21 protein-coding genes are annotated in these 25,195 nt (G+C 51.4%); 14 read left to right on the forward strand and 7 right to left on the reverse strand.

Annotation, left to right across the window (positions count from 1 at the left end; genetic code table 11):
• Positions 1-139 precede the first annotated feature (139 nt).
• From QTL79_RS15420 to pap, 3 genes are all read left to right on the forward strand, one after another.
• A complete protein-coding gene (locus QTL79_RS15420; RefSeq protein ID WP_346355858.1) occupies positions 140-1,561 on the forward strand; it encodes a sodium:solute symporter family protein in 1,422 nt (473 codons plus the stop codon).
• A gap of 72 nt (positions 1,562-1,633) precedes the next feature.
• The gene (locus tag QTL79_RS15425; RefSeq protein WP_346355859.1) at positions 1,634-1,873 is read left to right on the forward strand and encodes a hypothetical protein; all 240 of its coding nucleotides are present in this window, start codon (positions 1,634-1,636) and stop codon (positions 1,871-1,873) included.
• A gap of 143 nt (positions 1,874-2,016) precedes the next feature.
• On the forward strand, positions 2,017-3,516 hold the full coding sequence (gene pap, locus QTL79_RS15430) for a polyphosphate:AMP phosphotransferase (RefSeq protein ID WP_346355860.1): 1,500 nt from the start codon (positions 2,017-2,019) through the stop codon (positions 3,514-3,516).
• Between the two features lie 103 nt (positions 3,517-3,619).
• Here pap and glsA read toward each other — a convergent pair whose 3' ends face one another.
• Together glsA and QTL79_RS15440 are read right to left on the reverse strand one after the other, a co-directional pair.
• Complete coding sequence (gene glsA / locus QTL79_RS15435; protein ID WP_346355861.1) at positions 3,620-4,537, reverse strand: glutaminase A; 918 nt, start codon at positions 4,535-4,537, stop codon at positions 3,620-3,622.
• A gap of 94 nt (positions 4,538-4,631) precedes the next feature.
• Complete coding sequence (locus QTL79_RS15440) at positions 4,632-5,048, reverse strand: rhodanese-like domain-containing protein (protein WP_346355862.1); 417 nt, start codon at positions 5,046-5,048, stop codon at positions 4,632-4,634.
• A 173-nt stretch (positions 5,049-5,221) separates the two neighbouring features.
• On the opposite strand from QTL79_RS15440, the gene trhA reads away from it, so the two are divergent.
• Positions 5,222-5,851, forward strand: coding sequence for a PAQR family membrane homeostasis protein TrhA (trhA, locus tag QTL79_RS15445; protein WP_346355863.1), 630 nt, complete (start codon positions 5,222-5,224; stop codon positions 5,849-5,851).
• A gap of 4 nt (positions 5,852-5,855) precedes the next feature.
• Positions 5,856-6,263 (forward strand): (deoxy)nucleoside triphosphate pyrophosphohydrolase, encoded by a 408-nt coding sequence (locus QTL79_RS15450; protein WP_346355864.1) that lies wholly within the window; start codon positions 5,856-5,858, stop codon positions 6,261-6,263.
• Positions 6,264-6,522: 259 nt separating this feature from the next.
• Here the strand turns inward: QTL79_RS15450 and QTL79_RS15455 are convergent, their stop codons facing one another.
• From QTL79_RS15455 to QTL79_RS15470, 4 genes are read right to left on the reverse strand one after another with little or no spacing between them, the layout of a single operon-like run.
• Positions 6,523-7,791, reverse strand: a complete 1,269-nt coding sequence (locus QTL79_RS15455) for an NAD(P)/FAD-dependent oxidoreductase (RefSeq protein WP_346355865.1) — start codon at positions 7,789-7,791, stop codon at positions 6,523-6,525.
• Positions 7,792-7,846: 55 nt separating this feature from the next.
• Positions 7,847-9,169: a SpoVR family protein gene (locus tag QTL79_RS15460; protein WP_346355866.1), complete on the reverse strand. Its 1,323-nt coding sequence runs from the start codon at positions 9,167-9,169 to the stop codon at positions 7,847-7,849.
• The gene (yhbH, locus tag QTL79_RS15465) at positions 9,166-10,374 is read right to left on the reverse strand and encodes a sporulation protein YhbH (RefSeq protein WP_346355867.1); all 1,209 of its coding nucleotides are present in this window, start codon (positions 10,372-10,374) and stop codon (positions 9,166-9,168) included. The genes QTL79_RS15460 and yhbH overlap by 4 nt, the downstream gene beginning before the upstream one ends.
• Positions 10,375-10,401: 27 nt before the next feature.
• The gene (locus QTL79_RS15470; protein WP_346355868.1) at positions 10,402-12,336 is read right to left on the reverse strand and encodes a PrkA family serine protein kinase; all 1,935 of its coding nucleotides are present in this window, start codon (positions 12,334-12,336) and stop codon (positions 10,402-10,404) included.
• 229 nt (positions 12,337-12,565) lie between these two features.
• On the opposite strand from QTL79_RS15470, the gene QTL79_RS15475 reads away from it, so the two are divergent.
• Complete coding sequence (locus QTL79_RS15475) at positions 12,566-13,834, forward strand: HD-GYP domain-containing protein (protein ID WP_346355869.1); 1,269 nt, start codon at positions 12,566-12,568, stop codon at positions 13,832-13,834.
• A gap of 76 nt (positions 13,835-13,910) precedes the next feature.
• Here QTL79_RS15475 and QTL79_RS15480 read toward each other — a convergent pair whose 3' ends face one another.
• Positions 13,911-14,795, reverse strand: coding sequence for an EamA family transporter (locus QTL79_RS15480; protein WP_346355870.1), 885 nt, complete (start codon positions 14,793-14,795; stop codon positions 13,911-13,913).
• Positions 14,796-14,974: 179 nt separating this feature from the next.
• Between QTL79_RS15480 and QTL79_RS15485 the strand changes: the two genes are divergently transcribed.
• The 8 genes from QTL79_RS15485 to QTL79_RS15520 all read left to right on the forward strand — a co-directional run bounded on the left by QTL79_RS15485 (position 14,975) and on the right by QTL79_RS15520 (position 25,160).
• Positions 14,975-16,990, forward strand: a complete 2,016-nt coding sequence (locus QTL79_RS15485) for a DNA topoisomerase III (protein WP_346355871.1) — start codon at positions 14,975-14,977, stop codon at positions 16,988-16,990.
• A 167-nt stretch (positions 16,991-17,157) separates the two neighbouring features.
• Positions 17,158-18,321, forward strand: a complete 1,164-nt coding sequence (locus QTL79_RS15490; protein ID WP_346355872.1) for an MFS transporter — start codon at positions 17,158-17,160, stop codon at positions 18,319-18,321.
• 184 nt (positions 18,322-18,505) lie between these two features.
• Positions 18,506-19,966, forward strand: a complete 1,461-nt coding sequence (locus QTL79_RS15495) for an APC family permease (RefSeq protein WP_346355873.1) — start codon at positions 18,506-18,508, stop codon at positions 19,964-19,966.
• Positions 19,967-20,098: 132 nt separating this feature from the next.
• Positions 20,099-21,049 carry a GGDEF domain-containing response regulator gene (locus QTL79_RS15500; RefSeq protein ID WP_346355874.1) on the forward strand — a complete coding sequence of 317 codons (951 nt, stop codon included), beginning with the start codon at positions 20,099-20,101 and terminating at the stop codon, positions 21,047-21,049.
• Positions 21,050-21,108: 59 nt separating this feature from the next.
• Positions 21,109-22,089, forward strand: coding sequence for a Gfo/Idh/MocA family protein (locus tag QTL79_RS15505; RefSeq protein WP_346355875.1), 981 nt, complete (start codon positions 21,109-21,111; stop codon positions 22,087-22,089).
• A 192-nt stretch (positions 22,090-22,281) separates the two neighbouring features.
• Positions 22,282-23,889 (forward strand): ABC-F family ATP-binding cassette domain-containing protein, encoded by a 1,608-nt coding sequence (locus QTL79_RS15510; RefSeq protein ID WP_346355876.1) that lies wholly within the window; start codon positions 22,282-22,284, stop codon positions 23,887-23,889.
• Positions 23,890-23,973: 84 nt separating this feature from the next.
• Entirely contained in the window at positions 23,974-24,321 is a 348-nt protein-coding gene (locus tag QTL79_RS15515) for a helix-turn-helix domain-containing protein (protein WP_346354983.1), read from the forward strand.
• A complete protein-coding gene (locus tag QTL79_RS15520; protein WP_346354984.1) occupies positions 24,318-25,160 on the forward strand; it encodes an IS3 family transposase in 843 nt (280 codons plus the stop codon). Before QTL79_RS15515 ends, QTL79_RS15520 begins: the two co-directional genes overlap by 4 nt.
• Positions 25,161-25,195: the final 35 nt, after the last annotated feature.

Genomic DNA, 25,195 nt, shown 5'->3' on the forward strand with positions numbered 1-25,195 from the left:
CCCTCTTTCTTTAGAATAGCATAAAAAGGGGGGGAGAGGCTAGTCCAGTCTGGCTTTTACCTCTGCTTTGACAATTCGAGCCTCGTACACTACAATATGAATGCTATACGATTCTTAGGATGAAGAGAGGCAAGGAAGAATGAACGGTTATGTGTGGGCGATTTTGCTGTATGCATTGCTCTTGATTGTTGTTGGTCTGTTTATTACCAAAAAAGTAAAAGGTGCGGCCGATTTTTTTGTCGGCGGGCGAAAATTTGGCCCGGCGCTGTTATTCATTACGTTGGTCGCGCCAAACATCGGCGCCGGATCGACGGTCGGCGTGGCTGGACTCGGTTATAAAGTCGGCATTTCGGCGGCGTGGTGGATTGCGGCATCCGCATTAGGCACTTTTTTTCTGGCTTTCTTTATTGGCCCGGCGATTTGGCGCCTGGCCAATAAGCATGATTTTTATACTTTGGGCGATTATCTGGAGTACCGTTACAATCGAAACTTCAGAGGTTTGGTCTCACTACTGATGGCGGTGGGCACGATTGCTATCTTTTCCGGACAACTGATGGGCATTGCCTGGATCCTTTCTGCGGTGGCGGGCATATCAAAGACGATGGGTGTTTTGATCGGCGCTGTCGTGGTGGTACTGTATTTTGGCGCAGGCGGCTTATTGACCGCCGCGTACGTCAACATCATCGAAGCGGCGGTCAAACTGATCGGATTCATGATTGCGGTGCCGTTCGTCTTGCATTTCGTCGGCGGATGGGACGGACTACAGGCAAAGCTTGCCGCCAATGTCGGCGCGGAAGCGGCGCAGGCTTATTTCAGCGTCGATGGCGCAGGTGTTTCGACGATCATCGGTTTTTTCCTGATGCTGACGCCGTCGTTTTTTATCTCTCCCGGCCTGATCGGAAAAATATATAGCGCCAAGGATGAGAGGACGGTGAAGTGGGGGACGACGCTGTGCGCACTTGTTATGCTGGGGTTCGCGGTGATTCCCGCCTTCCTGGGCATGGCAGCGGCGACGTTGGTTCCGAATCTGTCGGAGCGCGAGATGGCGCTGCCCTTAGTCATGAAAGAATGCATGCCGTTTTGGGCTTCGGCGCTGGCTTTGGCGGCCATCTTTTCCGCGGAAGTCAGTGCAGCCGATGCGGTGTTGTACATGATCACCTCGTCCTTCTCCAAAGATTTGTATAAAGGGTTTTGGCGACCGGATACGTCCGATGCCAAGCTGTTGAAAGTGAGCCGAATTGTGGCGGCCGCAGCGGGCATCTTGGGCGTGAGCCTGGCGATTTTACTGCCTAATATCATAACCGCGCTGTCCATCTTTTATTCGCTGATGTCGGTATGTCTCACCGCGCCTTTGCTGTTTGGTCTTTTCTCGCGCCGTCCTACCACGTCGGCTGCGTTTACTTCGGCGCTTGCCGGCGTTGCTGCAATGATATATTTTCAGTTTTTCAACAACGGCAAGGGTTTGGGCCTGCTGAATGGCCAATCGACAGCGATCCTTTTAACGCTTCTTTTGATGCTGGCTTTGATGTATCTTCGTCCGGCGAAGGGGAAAGAAAAATAAGCGCATCTCATGAACATCCCGGATTTTTGCCGGGAAGTTTTGTTGTAAAAAAAAGGAAAACAAATTGACTCTATGGCGCCAAATGTTATAATTAAAGTAATAGAAGACGCGATGCTGCCTGTGACATTAGGCAGCATTTCGTATATTTTCTTCGGCTTCCCGGTTCAATACGTTGTTACCGGAAACGGCAGAATGCAAAATGGTGTGGGGAAAAAAGAAAGCAGGAGGGTGAACGTCATGTCGAAATGGAACGTTGCGTTGCTGATTCTCTTTATCGCCTCATTTATCGTAGGCGTAATCCTATGCGGCTAAATGACGAAAAAACTCCGGTTTGAACCGGAGTTTTTTCGTTAGCATGCTTAAATAAACAATACTGTAATTACAATTCATATGATTTAATGTGAAAGCTTGCTTCGCATAAGCGGAGGGCCGCAGGAAAGAGAGGGAGAGAAGAGATGTTGGAAAAAGTGGATTTGAAAAAAAGTCTGAGTAAAGAAGAATACAAGGCGATGATCGGGCCGCTGCAAGAGCGGTTGGGTGAGTTGCAACGCTGGGCCAAACAGCGTGATATCCCGGTGCTGATCGTATTTGCCGGCTGGGAAGCGGCCGGCAAGGGGACGCTGATTAACGACTTGATTCAAGCGCTCGATCCGCGGGGCTTTGATGTCCATACCGGTGGCGACGAGAAAGAGGAAGCGGCGCATCGTCCTTACTTCTGGCGCTTTTGGATAAGAACGCCGCGCAAAGGCCGGATTACGATCTTTGATCGCAGTTGGTATGCGCCAGTCTTGTCGCGTTTGGCGAAGCAGGAAGAGAAAGAAGTGCATCTGCATGAGCTGTTCAAAGACGCATTGTCTTTTGAACAGCAATTGGCGGATGCGGGAACGCTGGTCATTAAGTTCTTCTTACATATCAGCAAACGGGAACAGAAAGAGCGCATGGAGAAATTGGAAAAAAATCCGGCGACTGCATGGCGGGTGAAAACGGACGATTGGAAACAAAACCTCCATTATGAAAAATACCAGACGGCAGTAGAGGAAATGCTGCGTCAAACCGATACGGAGCATGCGCCGTGGACGATTGTGGAAGCGCATGATCGGCGTTTTGCAGCGGCGAAGATAGCGGGAAACGTGGTGCAGCGCTTAGAAAGGGTTGTGCGCGCAAAAGCCGAAGAGATGAAGGCAGCGGAAACGAAGCGCAGCGAGCCTGCGCTGGCGAAAGTCTTTACCTCTTCGGTGCTGAGCGATGTCGATTTGACGCGGGACCTGAGTGAGGCGGAGTATCAAGAACGTTTGAAAAAAAGCCAGAAACGTTTGCGCGAACTGGAATACATCTGTTATAGCGAACGGCTGCCGGTCGTCATCGCGTTCGAAGGCTGGGACGCCGCCGGAAAAGGAGGCTGCATCCGCCGTCTGACGGAAAACATGGATCCGCGTGGTTACAGCGTCATACCGGTTGCGGCGCCAACGGAGGAAGAAAGAGCGCAGCATTACTTATGGCGCTTTTGGCGGCAGATGCCGAAAGCGGGGCATATCGCGATTTTTGATCGGACCTGGTACGGGCGCGTGCTGGTGGAACGGGTGGAAGGCTTTTGTCAGCCTGCGGACTGGCGGCGCGCCTACCGCGAAATCAATGAAATGGAAGAGCAGTGGAGTGAATATGGCGCGGTGCTGGCAAAGTTTTGGCTGCATATCGATCAGGCGGAACAGAAGCAGCGTTTTGAAGCAAGGATGGCCGCGCCGGAAAAGCAATGGAAAATCACCGAAGAAGATTGGCGAAATCGGGAAAAATGGACGGAGTATGAAGAGGCCGTCAATGAGATGTTCTTTCGCACCAGTACGATTCACGCACCTTGGACGATTGTCGAAGCGAATTCGAAGCTCCATGCCAGAATAAAAGTGATTGAAACGGTCATTACGGCGATTGAGAAAAAATTGCAGAATAACGGGAAATAGTTTTAAATAGGGAAATGAAGAGAAAAGTGGCTGTCTCAAAATAGCTTTTGCTATAACGAGACAGCCACTTTTCGATTTCTTCCTGTTAAAAGCGGGTGGGCTTTTAATAAATACTCAAATCCAAGCGCTTAGACAAGTCTTCCAGTACTTTGATTCCGGCAAGACTGTTGCCTTTTTCGTCAAGTGCGGGGCCCATGACTCCGATGCCCATGCGGTTGGGCGAGACGGCCAAGATGCCGCCGCCGACGCCGCTTTTGGCAGGCAGGCCGACGGAGGTGGCGAAGAGACCGGAACCGTTGTACATGCCGCAAGTAGCCATCACGGCTTTGACGATGCGGCAGATGTCTTTCGGAATGACGCGTGTCTCTGAACCGGGCAGCAGGCCATTGCCGGCGAGAACCGCACCGATGCGGGCGATATCGTGACAGGTGACTTGCAGCGAGCAAAGTCTGAAATAGGCGTCGACCAATTCTTCGACATCATCGTGGATGATATCGGTGCTTTTCATATAATAAGCCAGCGCCCGGTTACGATGCCCGGTGCGCGATTCGGAGGCATAGACGTCCTGATTCAAAGGTAGCGCTTCATTACCGGTCAGTAACTTGGCGAAGGAAAAAACCCGCTGGAAGCGTTCGGCGTATGAGTCTCCTTTAACCAGACTGAGTGTGGCGATGGCGCCGGAGTTGATCATCGGATTAAGAGGCTTATGGGTATTCTTGATTTCAAGGCTGGAAATTGAATTGAATTCATCGGACGTCGGCTCTAAGCTGATGATTTTTGAGAGTTCGGCGAACGGCGTATCCATAAGTGCGCAGGTAAAGGTCAGGATCTTTGAAATGCTTTGGATCGTGAAGGGGGTTTCATGACTGCCGGCGGCGTAACTTTGATTGTCGGTGGTGATGAGGACAATGCCGAGCGCCTCTGGATTTGCTTTGGCCAGTCCGGGAATATAATTCGCCACTTTGCCCTGGCGCGTCCAGGAGCGATTGGCTTCAATGATGGAATATAACAGTGATTGCACGCAAGCACATCCTTTCTCTGATGCAAAGCTGAACATAATGTTATTCTATCAGGCAAAAAGAAAACTGTAAATATGAGGAAAGTGAGTGGTGCGTTCAATCTTTTTCCTGTGCTTCAGACCAACGCAGCATGCCTTCTTTCATGCTGGCAGTGTTCTGAAAACCCAGCTGCTGCAGGAGCAGATTCGCTTGGGCACTGCGTCTTGCGCTGCGACAGACCAGGATGACCGGGCGATCTTTGGGGATTTCGGCGAAGCGGCTTTCCAACAAGGGCAGCGGCAGCAACTTTGCGCCGGGAATGTGTCCCTCGCTAAATTCCTCTGCGCTGCGGACGTCGATAAAAACGGCGCTTTTATTTTGCCAGGCCGCGACCGCATCAGACAGGCTGATTTCGCAAATCGTCAAGGAGCCAGCTTGCGAAGTGGTTCCGACGCCCGCAGGGACTTGCGAGCAACCGGCGGCAAGGATAAGAGAAAGGTACAGGGCGGCAACCGTTAAAAAGCGTTGCAGCATGAACAGACCTCCTTTTGCCGTAAACAAATATAGTGCCCTGATTCGACAGTGAGCGAGATAAATCCTTTGACGCGAGGCGGCTTAAATTTTTCCGCTGATAGGAATTTGCCGTTAGGGAGCGAATACTAACAAAGTGGTTTCGTAAAGAAAAGTAACGAAGAGGAGGACTGAATATGGAGGAACGAATAAACGCACTGACGCATGGCGTGGGGACGGCATTGTCCGTAGTCGGTCTGATCACACTGGCCGTCGCCGCTTACCACTATCATAGCGTTTGGCATCAAATGAGCGTCTTCATTTACGGAGGTTCGCTGGTACTTTTGTATTTGGCATCGACGCTGTATCATAGCTTTAAGGATGAAAAGATCAAATATCGTTTGAAAATCTTTGATCATTCGGCGATCTACCTGCTGATTGCCGGTACGTATACGCCGTTTACGCTGATCCCTTTGCATGGAACGCTGGGCTGGTCGATCTTCGGCATTGTTTGGACGGTGGCCTGCATCGGGATCGTACTGAAACTGTTTTATGCCAGGCGTTTTAAACTGTTGTCTACGCTTTGCTATCTGGCAATGGGCTGGTTTATCGTTTTGGCGATCAAGCCGCTGGCGGCAGCGCTGCCGGATGGCGGTATGAGCTGGTTGGTGGCTGGAGGCGTCTTTTATACGGTTGGCGCCGTCTTTTATCTGTGGCGGCGGATGCCCTACAATCATGCGGTCTGGCATCTGTTCGTGATGGCTGGAAGCGCGGCGCATTTTGTTGCAGTGCTCTATTACGTGCTGCCGTTGCCGGTTGCGGTATAAAGAGATGCTGCAAGTAACGGCGGGCCTGATCATTTTTGCCGGACGCATCTTACTCGCACAGCGTCCGCAGGGAAAGAGGCTAGGCGGCCAATGGGAGTTTCCCGGCGGTAAGGTCGAAGCAGGCGAGGCACTGACGGCTTGCTTACGGCGCGAGTTGCAGGAGGAGCTGGAGCTTAGCGGAACGGTTGGCGTCAAATACGCAGAGTCGGTTTACCGCTATCCGTTCGGCGACATTTGCCTGCATGCGTATTGGTTTGCGAGCGAAAGCGAGCATGTGACGCTGCATGAACATCAGGCGGTCGTTTGGCTTACGCCGGAAGAACTGAGCGATTATGAAATGGTCGCAGCCGATCGTGAAATCGCAGCGCGCTTAAAAAAACAATTTCATGGGCAATTCATTGCGCAAATGTAGTGCAAAGTGAGAAGCAAAAAGGAAGCGGAGAAGTATCTCCGCTTCCTTTTTGCTTTCTCGCTTCAGAGTGCAGACAATTGAAAAAAAGAATGGACACAAAAGAATGGAAGGACGAAAAGAAACGATAACACGAAGAAGCGAAGCGGGCCGATCGTATTGGCCCGGTGGAAAGAAAGGAAGAATAATTTTTAAAATCTTCCTGCCTTCCCTTCTTCGCCTCTTCGTGTAAAAAACGTCCCGCTTGATTTCCTTTTGTCGCTTAACTTTTGATTTGTTTTTCGATGTTGGGCATGATGGCGCGCACGCCGCGCTCGTAGAAAAAATATTCCCAGGCCCAGTTTAAGAGAACCATCAGGCGGTTGCGAAAACCGACCAGACGGAGTACGTGGATGCCGAGCCAAAGAATCCAGGCAAAGAAACCTTGAAATTCCATGTTGCCCATTTTGGCGACGGCGGCATTGCGGCCGATCGTTGCCAAGATGCCGGGATCTTTGTATAAGAAGGGGCGCAGCGGTTGGCCTTGCAGAATGTTTCGAATGTTTTGCGCCGCGATGACCGCGCCCTGGTTGGCTACCGGCGCAATCATCGGCAGAGGGCGACCGTCCTGTTCAAAGTGTGCGGCATCACCAATCACGAAGATTTCCGGGTGCTCCGGTACCTGGAGAAACTGATTGACGATAATCCGTCGCATGCTGCCGAGTGCGAGGCCGCTGGTGGCCGCGAAACTGGCGGCCTGAACGCCGGCCGCCCAAATCAGCGTGCGCGCGGGAATCACTTCATCGCCGCGCAGCGTTACTTTTTCTCCGTCGAAATCGGTCACGGTAGCGCAAAAACGAACCTCGACCATTTTTGCCAGCAGCGTGTGGTAGGTAATGTCCTGCAATCGCTCCGGCATGGCGGCCAAGAGGTGAGCGGAGGCTTCCAGCAGGATGATGCGAACTTCCTTGATGTTGAGACGCGGATAATCTTTTACCAGCACCAGGCGAACAAGCTCGGACAGAGCGCCTGCACTTTCAACGCCGGTGGGGCCGCCGCCGACGACGACAAAGGTCAGCATCGCACGCCGCAGGTCAGGGTCCGGTTCCTGCATCGCCCGTTCTACCATGCTGAGAATCTGGTTGCGCAGGCCGACGGCATCTTCGATATCTTTCAGACCGAAACCGTTGGCCGCGACCGAATCGAGCCCGAAGAAATTGGTTGAGCCTCCGACCGCGACAATCAGATAGTCGTAGGGGATATCACCGGCACGCGTCAAGACGAGTCTTTTGTCGACATCGACGCCGGTCGCACGCGTCATGCGAAAGTCAAGATTCTTCTGCTTGCGCAGAATCGTTCGAACCGGATAGGCGATGTCGCCTGGTTGTACGCCAGCCGTAGCCACTTGATAGAGGAGTGGCTGAAACAGGTGATAGTTCCGTTTGTCGATCAACGTCACGTCAGCCTCTGCGGCGTGAAGTTCCTGTGCGGCATTGAGACCGCCAAAACCGGCGCCGATGATGACGACATGGGGGCGCGTCTTGCTTTCCATGCTCGTTCCTCCTTGACGGGATGTAGTCGGAGTCTTGGATTTGCCAGCCGCGATGCTAAAAAGTGAAGCTGGTTGGAATCTCTTCCGTGGCAACAGTACGTTCTTCCTGCTTTTCGGAGCTGAGACGCTTTTCCTGACCGGCGATCGTCGTTTGCAAAGTAGCCGGTCCGCCCCAAAGCGTTGCGACATACTTCAACGTTTCCGCGGCGTAGGTTAGTTCCAGTTCGCGACCGTCAAATTCGTGCTGCAGCTGAAGGCAGCCGTTTTCGACCGCGCTGACGCGAATCACCGGAATTCCGGCCATGCCGACCGACGAGGCCAGAACATCGCGAACCGATTTCCAACCGGCTTCGTCGGACACGTCGCTGACGACAATAGCCATTCCGTTAGACTCATAGGCAAACAGGTGCATCGCTTCGCATAACTCACGGTTCAGATAGCGACGCAGAAACGATTCGTCACGCTCTTCGGAGCGGATGGCGAGCGCTTTTTCCAAGCCGTGTTCGCGGATCAGGTAATCGAACATTTTGTAACCGACAAAATAAGGATTGATTTTGCCGTCGAACGGTCGTACAACCAGGTTATGGCGCTGGAGAAATTCGAGATGCAACTGTTGCGGCAAACCGAGGCGCTGCAGAAAAGTATAGTGCCAGTAACTGGCCCAGCCTTCATTCATGATTTTTGTCTCGATTTGCGGCAAGAAATAGTAGGCCTCCGCTCGCACGATCTCGACCAGATCGCGTTCCCAGTCCAGCAAATTTCCTTTTTCGGCCAGGAAGCCGAGCAAGTCCTCTTGCAAGCGTTCCGGTACAGGCTTTTGTCGTTCTTCGCTCTCCAGTTTGCGATCGGCCAGTTTGGGCGCGCCGCGCCGCCGGATATGTAATTTGAGACCATGCGCGGCGTCGAGGATTCGTTCCACTTTTTCTGGTCCGATGCTGGGATCCTGAACGTAAGTGCGCACCCGGTCGGCGTGGGCTTTGAATGTCTCGACCGTGAGCTCGGCCCGCGTCTCATTGCGAAAGAGACGGTTGTTTTTAAAAAAGTCATTGTGTCCATATACATGGGCGATCGTTAAAATTTGCAGCAGCAGTGTGTTGTCGCGCATCAGATAGGCCAGACAGGGATTGGAGTTGATCACCAGCTCATACGGCAGGCCGCTCAAATTGTACTGGTAAAAGGTGCGCTGGCGCTCATAGGACTTGCCGAAACTCCAGTGCGGGTAGTGCGACGGCATGCCGATATAGGCTTCGTAGCAAAGCATGTCTTCATAGCTGACGATTTCAAATTGCTGTTCGTAGCAATCGAGGCCGGAGGTGGCGACAAGCGCTTCGATCCGCTCGTTCCAGCTTTGCAGATCACTTAGGTTATAATCGGTCACGGCAACTCACCTCCTGCGGCATCGCCCTCTTTTTCCAGAATGCGCCGGAAACTGGTCCAAATGTCTTCCTTGCGGTTGATATTGACCATGACGAAATTTTCGGCTTTGACCTCTTTGGCCAACAGTTCGCGAATGCCATAATTGTAAGCGGCCAGAACCTGACCATAACCGAACAGATTGCAAATTTCGCACAGCTCCCTGGCGAGTGCGACGGTCTTTGGATTATCCTCGGTCCAATTGTCGCCGTCGGTGCAATGAAAGGCATAAATGTTCCAGACGCTGGGGTTATAGCGTTCTTCAATGATTTCGAGCGCCTTGGCGTAACCGCTGCTGATATAAGTGCCGCCGGATTCGCCGTGGTGGAAGAACTGACTTTCATTGACTTCCTTGGCTACCGTGGAGTGTGAGATGAACACGACTTCGACCTGTTCGTATTTCCAGCGCAGAAATTGATGCAGCAGAAAATAAAAACTGCGGGCCAAATATTTCTTTGTCTGGTCCATCGAACCGGATGTGTCCATGATGCAGATGGCCACGGCGTTGGAATGGCGACGGACGTCTTCTTTAACGCGGAAATAGCGCAGGTCGTCAATGCGAAACGGAATGCGCTGCGTCTCTTCTTCCTCAGTTGGCGCAGGAGAAACATCCTCTTCTTCGGCCGCGCGGCGATGCATGACTTTGCTGCGTTTGATCTTTTCCACCATCGTACGTTTCTTGGCCAGACGCGGTGCGATGCCCTTCTTTTGATAACCGGCGCGACGAAAGAGCGCTTCTTGTTCGAGCGCGGCGAAGCGTTTGCGCTCGAGATCAGGCAGTTTCAGATCGTCGAACAGATAACCGATCAGCTGATCAAGTGTGATTTCCGTTTCATAGACATCTTCGCCGGGCTCGCTGCCGGCGCCTTGGCCGACGCCTTGGCCGCGCGCAGGGTCAGAGCCGATCTTGTCGATGACCTGGCCGCGTTTCTCGCCGCCTTGCCCGCCTGCGACGCCGGGGGAGTTTGTGCCGTACATGAAGCGGTATTCTTTGATGCCCTTGATCGGAACTTTGATTTTTTTATCTTTGCTTTGGCCGATGATGCTTTCTTCGGCTACAATGTCGCCGAGATTTCTGCGAATGGCGTCTTCGACCAATTCACGGTGACGCTTGCGATCCCCTTGCGAGCGGTCGGAGTGACTGGCGCCGCCGTCTTTGAAAATAGCCATCGCTGATGCCCCCTTTTCGCGCGTCGCTCAATCCTTCCATAAATTATTGGCCGCATATTTTAGTACGACATTGCAGCAGTGGTCGCAGTAACCGTTGCGACTCATTTCCTCGACCATTGCATTGTATTTGGTGTCTTGCTCCTGGTCGCGGACCCTGGCCTTGGTGATAACGCGCGACAATTCTTTGACCGAGACGGTCAGTTTCTTTTCAATCGCTTCTTTTAACGGTTCATAGCAGCAATAGTCGATCTTGCCGCCGGTACGCATCACGGAGAACATATACGATGTGACATCCTGACGGAAGCCGCTGGCTGCACTGCCGCTGATGCCGATCTGTTCTTCGATCGACTGCAGGAACTTGACGTCCGGCTCCAGTTCTTCGCCGGTGTTACGGTCTTTGATCTTGGTAGAATTGGCAAACGCTTCGGCGTGGTCAAGATAACTGTTGAAGAGGCTTTCCGCCTGATCACGGTAACCGTGGATAAAGGCGCGTGTGACTTCTTTCTCCAAAATGAGATTGTATTCTTTTTTGATGTCGTCCTGTAAAAAAGCCAGATAGCGTTTGCGTTCGTCTTCGCCGATCGCCATTTCTTTCACGGCGCGGACCAGCGTGTCGATGATGGCGATCGGATTGATGCAATTGGTTTCCGATTCGGAGAGGGCCGTGTCAATCGCCTTCATGATGAAGCGGGTCGAAATGCCGGACATTCCTTCGCGCACCGCTTCGTCGCGCAGTTCCATGATGTCGAGTTTTTTCGTCGTACCCTGTTCGACAATTTCTTCGCCGTTGTAGATTTTTAATTTGGTCATCGGCGATACTTTGGCGGACGGAGAGAGGCGGGAGAGAATCGCAAAGCGTGAAGCGACTTCAATCGTGTGCGGCGCGATGTGCGCGTCAAAATTGCTCTGTGCGAGAATCTTGCGGTAGATCTTGACCTCTTCATCCAGTTCGAGACAATAAGGAACTTCCACTTTTACGATGCGGTCGAGAATCGCTTCGTTGGTATGGTCGGCTTTGAACTTGTTCCACTCCGATTCATTGGAGTGAGCAAGGATTACGCCGTCAAAATACAGCATCGAACCTTTACCGGGTGAAGGGACTGACTTTTCCTGCGTCGCGGTGATCATCGCGTGCAGATATTCGACGTCATTTTTAAACACTTCGATAAATTCGACGATGCCGCGGTTGCCGACGTTGAACGCGCCGTTTAAGGATAAAACGCGGGGGTCGTCTTCCGGGTAAAGATCGAGCTTTGAGATATCGACCGAACCGCATAATACGGAGGTATCTTGGTTGTTGGGGTCGACCGGAGGCACGACGCCGATGCCTTTGCGCGAACGGATGGAAAAATCGGCGGTCGTGATCGGGAAGCGCTCGTATTCGCCTTTGAATTCGTTTTTCAAGCGATAGCGGCAGACGGGGCATAAATCGCCTTCGATCTTGACGCCAAGCAGTTCTTCGAAGCGTGGACGCAGGTGTTTCGGAATCAAATGCAGCGGTTCTTCACGGATCGGGCAGCCTTCAATCACGTAAATGGGCGGACTCATTTCGAGCGCCTTTTTTAGCGCCTCGACGATTGACGATTTGCCTGCGCCGACCGGGCCGACGAGGTAGAGGACCTGGCGCGATTCCTCGCCGCGCATCGCAGCGGAGTGGAAGTAACGCATGATTTTCATGATGCTCTTGTCAATGCCGAAGAAGTCGCGGTTGAAATAATGATAGCGCTTTAACGTTTCGTTGCCGTAAATTCGTTTTAAGCGCGGCGTTTCCTCGGCTTTTACCAATTCCATTCCGTCGGCGATCAAAAGTTCATAGAGCCGTTGATGCGCCAGGTCGACCAATTTCGGGTTTTTCTTGACGAGTTCGAGATAATCGAGCAGCTTGCCGGTAAAATGTTGATAGGTGCGTTCTTCACGATCCTTCAAAATCAAATCACAAAACTTGGTATCTGCTTTAGCCATGTCGACACCTCCATTGGAATATGAATACCGTCACTCTAATTATCGGTAAAAAATGGAAAAAGAGCAAGAGAAAAAGCGCACGCGGGGCAGACTTTTTCATCGGACGTTCTAATTTGACACTCTAAAGGATACAGTCTAAAATATAGAAAAAGAAACGCAAAGGGCAGACCTAGGAGCGGGGCTGCCTTTTGCGCTTTAGAAATGCGTTAGCCAGGGAGGGCGGCTCTGAATGTTCAAAAAACCAATGATCTCGATCTTCAGCATCGCAGTTACGTTGTCGAGCACACTTAATTTAGTGATGCCGAAAATGGCCAATCATAACCGACAGGTTGCGTTTATCGCTTATTTATTAGGCGCGGAATTGAACTTTCCACTGGAAAAACGCAAGGAACTCTTTCTTGCCGCTGTGATGCACGATATCGGCGCTATTTCGCAGCAGGAAAAAATGGACAATATGGCGTTTGAAGTCTTGAATCCGCATCGGCATAGCGAGATCGGCTACCGATTACTCTGCCAATTCCCGCCCTTTGCCGCGATTGCGGACATTGTGCGTTTTCATCATGTTCGCTGGGCGGATGGCGAGGGCATACGCTTCAACGGACATGATGTCAGCGAAGCAAGCCATATTATCCATTTTGCCGATCGAATCGCCGTTATGCTGCCGGAACAGTCGCGTGTGTTGGGTGCGGCAAAAAGAATCGTCGAAGAGATAGACAAATATCGCGGAAGCTGGTTTAAGCCTGAATTTGTCGATGCTTTCACCAATCTGGCAGGCCGGGAACATTTTTGGCTGGATGCGACGGCGGCTTCGCCGACGGAGACCTTGCTCGATATCGTAAACAGCGACAGCGTGGAATTTGACATTGCACTGCTGCAGGGGCTCAGTCGGATTTTTGCCCAAATCATAGACTTTCGCAGTTCTTTCACCGCCACGCATTCGGCTGGCGTTGCTGCATCGGCGGAAATTCTGGCTCAACTGGCCGGATTTAGCGAAAACGAACTGCTGATGATGCGAATGGCAGGCCATTTGCATGATCTAGGAAAAGTTACTGTGCCGACGTCCATTCTGGAGAAGCCTGGCAAACTTTCGACGGAAGAATGGGATATTATGCGCGCGCATACTTATCATGGTTTTCGTACGTTGCAAAAGATTCCCATTTTGGAAACTGTTAACACCTGGGGGTCTTTGCATCATGAAAAATTGAACGGCAGCGGTTATCCGTTCCATTTGACCGCGGACGAATTGCCGCTCGGTTCGCGCATCATGGCGGTGGCCGATATTTTTGCCGCACTTACGGAAAATCGTCCATACCGTGAAGGGATGCAGCCAAAGCAAGCGCTGCAGATCATTTCCGGCATGGCTAAGGCCGGAGAAATCGACACGCATCTTGTCGCTCTGCTGCAGGAAAATTTAAAGGAAATTGATGCATGCCGTCAAGCGGCAGTCGGCCAGGCAACAACCGATTATTGGGAACTGTTTCGCGTCTCGAATTTTTAGCTGGAATAAAGAAGAAACCGGATCACCGTTACGGGCGATCCGGTTTCTTCTTTGCTCGACAACGGCAACGACGCTTTTATGCAGCTGGTTTAAACCAACGCTGGCCAAAGACATGCATAACCAGGCCGGACATAACGAGCAACGCACCGACACATTGCCAGATAGAGAGATGTTCCTGCAAAAGCAGAGCCGAACTGCTCAGACCGACGACCGGAACGAGCAGCGCAAACGGCGCGACGACGCCGGCGGGATAGCGGGCCAACAGCTTGCCCCAGAGTCCGTAACCGACCAACGTAGCCAGATAGGAAAGATAAAGGATGGAAGCGGCGCTGTTTAGGCTGGGATGGAGGAAAGCAGCCTGCCAGGCGGAAGGGCCTTCGATGAACCAGGAAAGCAGCGCAAGCGGAAGGATGGCGACGGCTCCGGCCCAAACAATTAAAGAGAGAATAGAAAAAGGCGGCACGCCTTGTGTGGCGCGGCGCATGACGACATTGCCGGTGCCCCAGCTTGCGGCGGCGCAGATGGTCAACCAGAAACCGATCGCAGTCATGCTGCCTCCCTGCTGCGCGCCGATCACACTCATGCCTGCGGCGGCGATCACGAGTCCGAGGATGTGATGCCAGAGCCAGCGTTCATGCAGGAGTAAGACGGCGACAGCGAGTGTGAAGAAAGCCTGCGCCTGCAGAACCAGTGAGGCGAGACCGGCCGGCATGCCGAGTTTCATGCCGAGAAAGAGAAAGGCGAACTGCCCGACATTGATCGATAAACCAAGTGCGATCAGCCAGCGCCAGGCAACCGGCGGACGCGGCAGAAAAAAAATAACCGGAAAAGTGGCGAAGAAGAAGCGCAGCGCGCCAAGGAGCAGCGGCGGCACGTCTTGCAAGCCTACTTTAATCGCGATAAAATTCAAACCCCAGATCACGATAACGACGAGTCCAAGTAGAATGTCTTTTGCTTTCATAATAAGAGCTCCTTTGCAGTCAAAAATGGTCATGAGTATTCCTATTCGTGAAACGGCGAATGAATCCTGCCGCAGTCGCGGTCATTGCCAAGCGCGGCAATGCTTGTTATAGTAATAAGCTAAGGGGTTTAGCCAAATTTTATTTTAAGTGCAAAGCGAAGGAAGTGCGAGGACGCTAAATGAAGCTGTTTATAGCCGAAAAACCAAGCATGGCGGCGGAAGTCGCCAAATGCCTGCCCGGTCCGCTGCAGCGCAAGGACGGGTATATCGAAACCGGCGCGGGAATCGTGACCTGGGGTTATGGCCATATTTTAAGGCAGGCAGAGCCTGGTGAATACGATGAAAAATATCAAAAATGGCGGGTGGAAGATCTGCCGATCATACCGGAGCAGTGGAAACTGCTGATTTCTGAATCGGCGCGCAAGCAGTTTGCGATCGTCAAAGGTTTGATCGAAAAGGCGACGGAGATCGTCCATGCTGGTGACCCGGATCGCGAAGGACAACTATTGGTTGACGAAGTGCTCGATTATCTGGGCAACGAAAAACCGGTAAGCCGTTTACTCTTAAATGCGCTTGATGAAAAGAGCATTAAGAAGGCGCTGGCATCGACGCGCAACAATCAGGAGTTTCAAAATCTAAAATTTTCTGCGCTGGGACGGCAACGCGCCGACTGGCTGGTGGGTATGAATCTGTCTCGTGCCTATACGCTGGCCGCGCAGCGGGCCGGGCATCGGGTCGTATTGCCGGTTGGCCGTGTTAAGACGCCGACGCTGGCGCTTGTCGTGCGGCGTGAACGGGAAATCGCCGATTTTAAACCGGCCGATTATTACCTGATAAAGGCGGAATTCCGTCATGCAAACGGTTCCTTTAAAGCGGCTTGGCGCGCAAAAGATGAACAGCGCGGAATGGATAGCGAAGGCCGTTTGGTTGATGCCGCGATTGCCGATGCATTGCTGCAAAAACTGACGAACCATCAGCAAGCGGCGCGAATCGTCAGTTGTGAGACGGCGGAAAAGAAAGAGGCGCAGCGCCTGCCGTTCTCGCTTTCGGCGCTTCAGGTGCTGGCAGGCAAAAAGTTTGGCTATGATCCGCAAACGGTGCTTGATACTGCACAAGGCTTGTATGAAAAAAAACTGACCACTTATCCGCGTTCCGACTGTGACTTCCTGCCGGAATCGCAGCATGGCGACGGTGAAGCTATACTTGCCAATTTAAAAGCGATTGCACAACCGGAACTGGCCAATTGGGCGGCGAAAGCCGACAACTCAATCAAGAGCCGGGCCTGGAACGATAAAAAAATCACGGCGCATCATGCGATCATTCCGACCGGAGAGCCGTGCAATTTTGCCGCGCTGCGCGATACGGAGCGCAATCTCTATTTTCTGATCGCGCAGGCTTATATCGCGCAATTTTATCCGCTGCATGTGTATCAACAGACAAAAGTCGAAGTCGAATATGCGGCGGAAGATTTTGTCGCTAACGGACGCGTCATCGTCAAAGCAGGCTGGAAAGAATTATATGGTGTTGAAGCGGAAGAAAAAGAAGATAAGGACGGCAAAGAAAAAGAGGACGACGACAGCGCGAATGGAACGCTGCCTGCAATGAAAAAAGAAGATCCGGCCGATTTTATTAACGCTGCCGTCGATAAAAAGACAACCAAACCGCCGGTGCGCTTTACCACCAGCACACTCTTGCAGGCGATGAAGGAAATTCATAAATACGTTAAGAACCCGGAATTGAAAAAAAAGCTGAAAGATGTTTCGGGCATCGGTACGGAAGCGACGCGGGCGACGATCATCAAGGAACTGGTCGATCGCGCGTTTATGCAGGAGAAGAAAAAATATCTCTATCCGACAGCGGTTGGCAATATGTTGATCGATGCGCTGCCGGAAGAAATGAAATATCCGGATTCGACCGCGGTCTGGGAAGAAATTCTCCATCGCATGGCGGGCGGCAGCGAAAGTCTGGATGCGTTTCTCGCGCAGCAGATCCGCTTTGTGAAATCGTTATGTGCAAAAGCGAGAGGCGAAGCGCGCATTCCGCCGTCGCAAGACGGCATTCCCTGCCCGCGTTGCAAACGGGGCGTGATGAAACCGCGAACCGGCAAGAACGGAAACTTTTGGGGCTGTTCGCGCTATCCCGATTGCCGTTCCTCCTGCGATGATAAAGACGGCAAGCCGGACTGGAAGAAATGACGACATGCCATGCTAAAGTCTGAAAGTAAAGGCAAAGGCGTTTAACACGAAGACACGAAGAAAAAACAGAGATAGGAAGGTGCGTTCGTTGGAATATCCTTCCCTCTTTACAGTCTTCGTGTCTTTGTGTTAGAAAATACGGCTGTCTTTAAAAATGAGGTGATACTTTGCTGGGTTTGCAGGGATATGATAAGACATTCAAGCAAATGATCGTGGTCGATATGGGCTTCTGGCTCAGCGTATATCTATTTTTGCCGGTGTTGCCGCTTGCTTATCGCTCGATGGGGCTGCCGGATCAGTCGGTTGGACTGGCGGTAGGCGGTTATGCGCTGGGTGCGCTTGCAGTGCGCCTGCCAGTCGGACGCTTGATCGACCGCTTCGGTTGTCTGCCTGTGATCCGATTCGGCCTACTGCTTTGCATTCTTACGGTGGCCGCCTATCCGTTTGCGCAAACGGCGCTCGGTACGACGCTGCTTCGTTTTTTACACGGCGTTGGCGGCGCTTCTTACAGCACGGCGGCGATTACCTGGGTGACGCTGCAATATGGCGACGGACGACTCAAAGAGTCGATTGCGCTTTATACTTTGTGCATCATGCTCGGCGTTGGTGCAGCAACCGCGGGCGGCAGCTGGCTCTATCAGTATGGCGGCTTTAACGGCATCGTACTGCTCAGTCTATTTGGCGCGGCGGCTGCGCTGCTCGGCTTTCCACAGCAGGGCGTGCGTCCTCGGATCAGAAGGATCGCTGCTCCTTCGATCCGCAGCGTCTTGCGCCAACCGTTGGTTTGGCTGCCGACGCTGAATCAGTTTGTCGTGTATGCCTGTTATGGAACGATGACGACGTTTCTGCCGCTGCAACTGGCGACGACTGCGGATGCGGTGCTGTGGCCATTTTATCTTGCCTATGCGGCGGCTGTTTTAGTAAGTCGCTTATTTGCGCTACGCCTAGGACAGCTGCTCGGGCGTTATGCACCCGGCACACTCTTGCTCTTGGGCGGCGGCACTTGTCTATGCCCGCTCTTCGTCAAAGGCGAGCTGCTCTTGTGGTTAAGCGGTATCGGAGCGGGATGCGCTGTGGGACTGGCCACGCCGATCCTGACCGGACTGGTCGCAGCGAATACGGAAAGCAACGTAAGGGGCACCGCGCTGGGCTTGTTTGGTATTGCGATGGATTTGGGCTTGGGTTTAGGAGCGATCGTTATGGGCGTCGTAGCGACGCATGCGGGATACTCCGGCGTATTTAGCGCAATGACTGGAATTTGCGCCATCGTTTTGCTGATCAATTTTTTTCCAATAAAGCGAAAGGAAACGCTTGTCAGAAGTGACAAATAGAAAGCGGTATTTTTGTGCAAAGGTGACATGACCGCTGTGCGGCTTGGAATCGGAGGTCGATTAACAAAAAGCGTCCAATAAACCAAGCGTTATTTGCTGATGTTGCTTGATTGTGTAAACTGCATGGTAATGTTACAATAACAATCGACAAATGTCTGAAAATAAACGCAGATGGAGGGTATGTATGGGCGCTGAAGAAGCAAAAAAACTCAGATGGTATAACCTGACCCTGATGTCGTTCGTCATGGTTTGGGGCTTTGGCAATGTAGTCAACAACTACGCCAACCAAGGTCTTACCGTCATCGTTTCCTGGATTTTGATTATCGGACTTTATTTTATTCCATATGCACTAATGGTAGGCGAAATGGGCTCGACCTTTAAGGACGGCAAAGCTGGCGTCAGCACCTGGATTCGCTCTACGATGGGCGCTACGATGGCGTATATGGCCGGCTGGACTTATTGGGCCGTTCATGTACCGTATCTGGCGCAAAAGCCGCAGTCGGTTTTGATTGCGCTTGGTTGGGGCGTGTCGCAGAACGGCAGTTTCATTAAGGCTTTCAGCCCAATGGTGCTGCAGTCGGTTATTTTGGTGTTGTTCTTGTTTTTCCTTTGGCTGGCTTCGCGCGGCATGACGTCGTTGAAGCGGATCGGCGCGATTGCCGGTATCTCTTCGCTGATCATGGGCTTCATGTATGTGCTGCTGATGTTGGCGGCGCCGGTTTTGCGCGGCACGACGCCTGCGGCGATTGATTTCAGCCTCAGCACGTTTATGCCGAACTTTGATTTCACTTATTTCACGACGATTTCGATGCTGGTGTTTGCGGTCGGCGGTTGTGAAAAAATTTCTCCTTACGTAAACAATACGAACAATCCGACGAAGGAATTTCCGCGCGGCATGATCGTGATGGCGATTTTGGTTGCGCTCTCGGCCTTGCTCGGTTCGATTGCAATGGGCATGATGTTTGATTCGCACAACATTCCTAAAGATTTGAAAATGAATGGTCAATATTACGCGTTCAAGATGCTCGGCGAGTATTACGGAGTCGGCAACTTGCTGCTCGTTCTCTACGCGTTCACGAATTTTGCCGGTCAGATTGCGGCACTGATGTTTTCGATTGATGCGCCGCTTAAAGTGTTATTGGCTGAGGCGCAAAGCGAATCACAATTCATACCGAAAGCGCTGGGCAAGACCAATGAATTTGGCGCACCGATCAATGGCTACAAGATGACTGCGATCTTGGTCGGCATCCTGATCATCGTTCCGGCGCTCGGCATCGGTAATATGAACGATTTGTTCAACTGGCTGCTGGATCTAAATTCCATCGTCATGCCGATGCGTTACATGTGGGTTTTCATCGCGTATATGGCGGTTCGTAAAGCTGCGGGGAAATATTTTTCCGAGTACCGCTTCGTACAAAGCCGCATGTTCGGCATGATTGTCGGCGGCTGGTGCTTTGCGTTCACCGCGTTTGCCTGCGTGATGGGCATGTTCCCGAAAGGCGTTGCGCTCTACACGTCGCAATGGTACTTCCAATTGTCGATGAATCTGGCGACGCCGATTGTATTGATCGGTTTGGGGTTGATCATGCCGATGATTGCCAAGATTACCAACAAAGGCGAAGAAAATACAGAAAAGATTGGTTAACGTTTGATTTCCAAGCACCCGCATCCGGCAATTGTCGCAGTGCGGGTGCTTTTTATTATTGCCAGGTAGGAATCTGCTAAAGGACAGCGAACCATTAAGGTAGAGAATGGATGCGAAAAGAGGTGGCAGGCGATGAAACTGGTGATTGTTGATCGTGATCCTCTGCATTTGGCCGAGCTTGAGGAGAGCCTGAAGCACTGGGAATATGAAATTATCACGACGGGCGATAGTTTGGAGGCTTGGGAAATCCTGCAGAATGATCCGGAGCCGGTCATGGTGCTGCTTGATTGGCAGAGTCCGATGATGAACGGAGAGTCCTTCTGTACGACGTTGAAAACCAAGCGGCCGAATCGTTTGTGCCATGTGATCATGATTGCCGACTGCGGCGATAAGGAACAAATTGCAACGGGTCTTGCTGCCGGAGCCGACGCCTGGGTCAGTCGGCCGATTCATCCTCAGGAATTGAAAAGCGCATTGGCGCTCGGCAAACGCGTCTTGGAATATCAATATATGATTGAAAAACTCAATGAGGAATCGCTACAGGAAAAACGAAAACTGGAAACGATGACCGGCGTTGATGCATTGACCGGTACTGCAAACCGGAAGCTGTTCGATGAACGTTACCTCGAAGAGTGGCGGCGCGCCGAACGCGACGGACTGTTGCTTTCGTTGATTTTGCTCGATATCGATGATTTTCGCCAATACAATGAAACATATGGCTATATGACGGGCGACGAATGCTTAAAAAAAGTCGCCGAAGCGATTGAGGCCACCGCGATTCGCGCCGGTGATCTGGTGGCGCGTTATGCGGCCGACGAATTTGCGATTCTGCTGCCAAACACCGATGCTGTCGGCGCGACCGTCGTTGCCGAATCGTTGGGCGCTGCGATTTTACATTTGAATATTGAACACCGTCAGTCGCCGCGTCAAATCGTATCGGTCAGCATCGGGCATGCGACCGTTTGGCCGCATAAAGAAGCTAATGGCTCGCAAAGCTTGTTGGACAAAAGCACGCATATGTTGACGTTGACCAAGGCGGCCAATCGGACGCGGAACCGGGAACTGAAAGTCAATAAGAAATGAAAGCTTCCCCCCACGGCCTTCCCGGCTGTGGGGGAACTTATCTATAAGGGGGAAAGAATATGATTCGCTTTGGCATCATTGGAACCAGTTGGATCAGTGAAGCGTTTTTAACTGCGCTTTGTCAGGTGGAAGGCGCATGCGTAACAGCCGTTTATTCGCGCACACTGGAAAAAGCGCGTGAATTTGCCGCACGGCATGGCGCGGAACATTCGTTTTGCGAGTTGGCGGATTTGGCTGCGAGTGATGCACTTGATGCGGTCTATATTGCCAGTCCTAATTCGTTGCATGCGGCGCAGGCGATTTTTTTATTGGAGCGCGGCAAGCATGTGCTGTGCGAAAAACCGATCGCTGCAAACAGCAGAGAACTGCAGGCAATGATTGATGCGGCACAGGCCTCGGGGACGCTGTTGATGGAAGCGATGAAAAGCAGTTTTCTACCTAACTGGCAGGCGGTGCGCGACAACATCGGCCGAATTGGCCAAGTGAGACGCTTTGTCAGCGTCAAATGTCAGTATTCATCGCGCTATGACCTCTTTAAGGCCGGCAAACCGACCAATACCTTTGAGCCGGCGTTTGCTAATGGTTCGTTAATGGATATCGGCGTCTATGCGTTGTATCCGATCCTCAGCCTGTTCGGCGAACCACAGACAATACAGGCGGATGGGATGTTGCTTTCGTCCGGCGTTGATGGACAGGGAAGCGTCACGTTACGTTATCCGGAAATGGATGCCATGGCTCTTCATTCCAAAGTGGCGGATTCAAAGTTGCCGAGTGAGATACAGGGTGAAGAGGGGACAATTATCATCGATAAAATTTCGACGCCAGGCAAAGTCACCCTACTGTTGCGCGATGGAAGGAGCGAAGATCTTTCGCGTACGCAGGAAAAACATCTGATGGCCTATGAGATTGAAGAATTTTGCGCATTGCTGCGCGCCGGGCGGACGGAGTCGTCAGTTAACAGCCACGCCTTGGCATTGCAGGTGATGCGCGTATTGGATGAAGCAAGGCGACAAGTCGGGGTAGTTTTTCCTGCTGATTAGAACAAACATGACGGGCGGAGCATTGTTCAACAGCAAATGAAAAAATCCTGCTTACCGGCAGGCTTTTTTCATTTTTACCCGGCTATTTCTGGACTTATCCTGACAGATATGCTAAACTTCTACCTTGTGGAGTCTGCTCAGAAAACCCCTAAGCAGCCTCAATCAATATACGAAAAAGGCTGGTAGATGTGAATGATTAGTACAAATAAACTGACTCTGCAATATGGCAAACGGATTCTTTTTAAGGATGTAAATATAAAATTTACGCCGGGTAACTGCTATGGCCTGATCGGTGCGAACGGCGCCGGTAAGTCCACGTTCCTGAAAATCCTGGCGGGAGAAATCGAGACGACCAGCGGCGACGTCGCGATTACGCCGGGTGAGCGTCTTGCGGTACTGAAGCAAAATCATTACGAGTTTGACGAGTTTGAAGTCATGCAGACCGTCATCATGGGGCATGCGCGTTTGTATCAGATCATGCAGGAAAAGGATGAACTGTATGCAAAGCCAGACTTCTCCGACGCAGACGGCATCAAGGTTTCCGAACTGGAATGCGAATTTGCCGAACTGAACGGCTGGGAAGCGGAACCGGAAGCGGCGCGCATGCTGAACGGCATGGGCATTCCGGAGGCGCTGCATAATGTGAAGATGGCGGAACTGAGCGGCCAGGACAAAGTAAAGGTTCTGCTGGCGCAGGCGCTGTTCGGCAACCCGGACATTCTGCTGTTGGACGAGCCGACAAATCATCTCGATATGGAAGCGATCAACTGGTTGGAAGATTTCCTCTATTCCTTCGAAAACACCGTTATCGTCGTATCGCATGACCGTCACTTCCTGAATAAGGTTTGCACGCATATTGCCGATATTGACTTTGAAAATGTGCAGCTATACGTCGGCAACTACGACTTCTGGCTCGAGTCGAGTCAGTTGGCTTTGCAACTGGCTAAGGACGCCAACAAGAAAAAAGAAGACAAGGCAAAGGAATTGCAAAGCTTTATCCAGCGCTTCAGCGCCAATGCGTCGAAATCGAAGCAGGCGACGTCGCGTAAAAAACAGTTGGAAAAACTTACGCTCGACGACATCAAACCGTCTTCGCGCAAATATCCGTACGTCGCGTTCAAACCGGATCGCGAAGCAGGCGATCAACTCTTGACGGTCGAAAATCTTTGCAAGACGATTGACGGCGAAAAAGTGCTTGATGACGTCAGCTTCACGATTGCCAAAGGCGACAAGGTAGCTTTTGTCGGTACCGAGGGTCTCGCCAAGACGACGCTGTTCAAGATTTTGATGGGCGAAATGGAGCCGGACAGCGGTTCGTTCAAATGGGGCGTCACCACGACCCAGGCCTATTTCCCGAAAGACAATGCGGAATACTTTGAAGGCGTTGAACTGACGCTGGTCGACTGGCTGCGCCAATTCTCGATGGAGCAGGAAGAAGGCTTCATTCGAGGTTTCCTCGGCCGCATGCTCTTTTCCGGCGAAGAAAGTTTGAAACAGGCCAACGTACTGTCCGGCGGCGAGAAAGTCCGTTGCATGCTGTCGCGCATGATGCTCAGCGGCGCTAACGTTCTGGTAATGGATGAGCCGACAAACCATTTGGATTTGGAATCGATTACTTCGCTGAACAATGGTCTAATCAGCTTCACCGGCACGTTGCTCTTTGTATCGCATGACCATCAGTTCGTCGATACGATCGCCAACCGGATTATGGAGTTCACGCCGCAAGGTCTTATCGACCGTCGCATGACCTATGAAGAATACTTGGAAGCGGTCGCCGCGCTTAAAAAAGCGGCTAAATAAAAAAAAGTCCCGGCAATTAAATTTGAACTGCACCCCCAAAGTTAGACAGTATAGTATACTGAAAATAACTTTGGGGGTGATTTTATGCCAAAAGGGATACCGAATCAAAAATACACTGGGGAATTTAAACTAAATGTTGTAGAAACAATGCATCGAGAGAAATTAAGTTATCGCGAGATAGCACTGCAATTTGGTATAAGTAGTCACAAGCGTGTCTCCAACTGGGAACGAATCTATCTGGAAGAGGGACCTGAGGGACTTTTCATAGAACGTCGAGGGCGTGGAAGCAAAGGTCGTCCTATCGGGTTACCAAAAAAAACAGAAGAAGACTTACTTGCTGAAGTCCAACGGCTGCGAGCGGAGAATGCCTATTTAAAAAAGTTGAAGGCCTTGGTTCTAGAAGAGGAACGCCAAAGCAAAAGGCGCAAGTGATTTGGGAACTGAGGCATGAACATAAGATTTCTCTGCTGCTTGAAGTATCCAGTCTGCCGCGCGCTACCTATTACTATTATGCGAAAAAAAGTACGGCAGTTGATAAGTATAGCGCGGTTAAAGAACAGATTACTGCAATCTACACGGAAAACAAAGGTCGCTATGGCTATCGACGTATCACGAATGAACTGCACAATCGCGGATATGTCATTAACCATAAGACAGTACAACGGTTGATGAAAGAACAGGGTATCGTCTGTCGGGTTCGGATGAAAAGATATTGCTCCTACAAGGGCGAGGTTGGCAAAATAGCTTTCAATCTTCTCGAACGGAATTTCGAGGCTGCAAAACCGAATCAGAAGTGGGTTACTGACGTTACAGAGTTCAAGTTATTTGGGCAGAAGCTGTATCTGTCACCGATACTGGATCTATGCAGTCGTGACATTGTCAGCTATGTTATTTCAGATCGCCCGGCACTCTCTATGGCACTGCGTATGCTGGATAAAGCATTTGCCAAGATTCCAAACAACTCGAATCTCATTCTTCACTCAGATCAAGGCTGGCAATACCAACACAAACGCTATCGGCACGCACTCAAAGAAAAGGGCATTTCCCAAAGTATGAGCCGAAAAGGGAACTGTCTGGATAATGCCGTTATGGAAAACTTCTTCGGAATACTAAAGAGTGAACTTCTGTATCTACAGGAGTTTGACTCAGTTGAACATTTCAAGTCGGAGTTGATCGATTATCTCGACTACTACAACAACCGACGCATCAAGACAAAGTTAAAGGGTTTGCCACCCGCTCTACACAGGCAGCAAACCCTTATGGCTGCTTAAAATAAATAGTTGTCTAACTTTTTGGGGTCACTTCA

This window comes from Azotosporobacter soli (assembly GCF_030542965.1).
GTDB lineage: Bacteria > Bacillota > Negativicutes > SG130 > SG130 > Azotosporobacter > Azotosporobacter soli.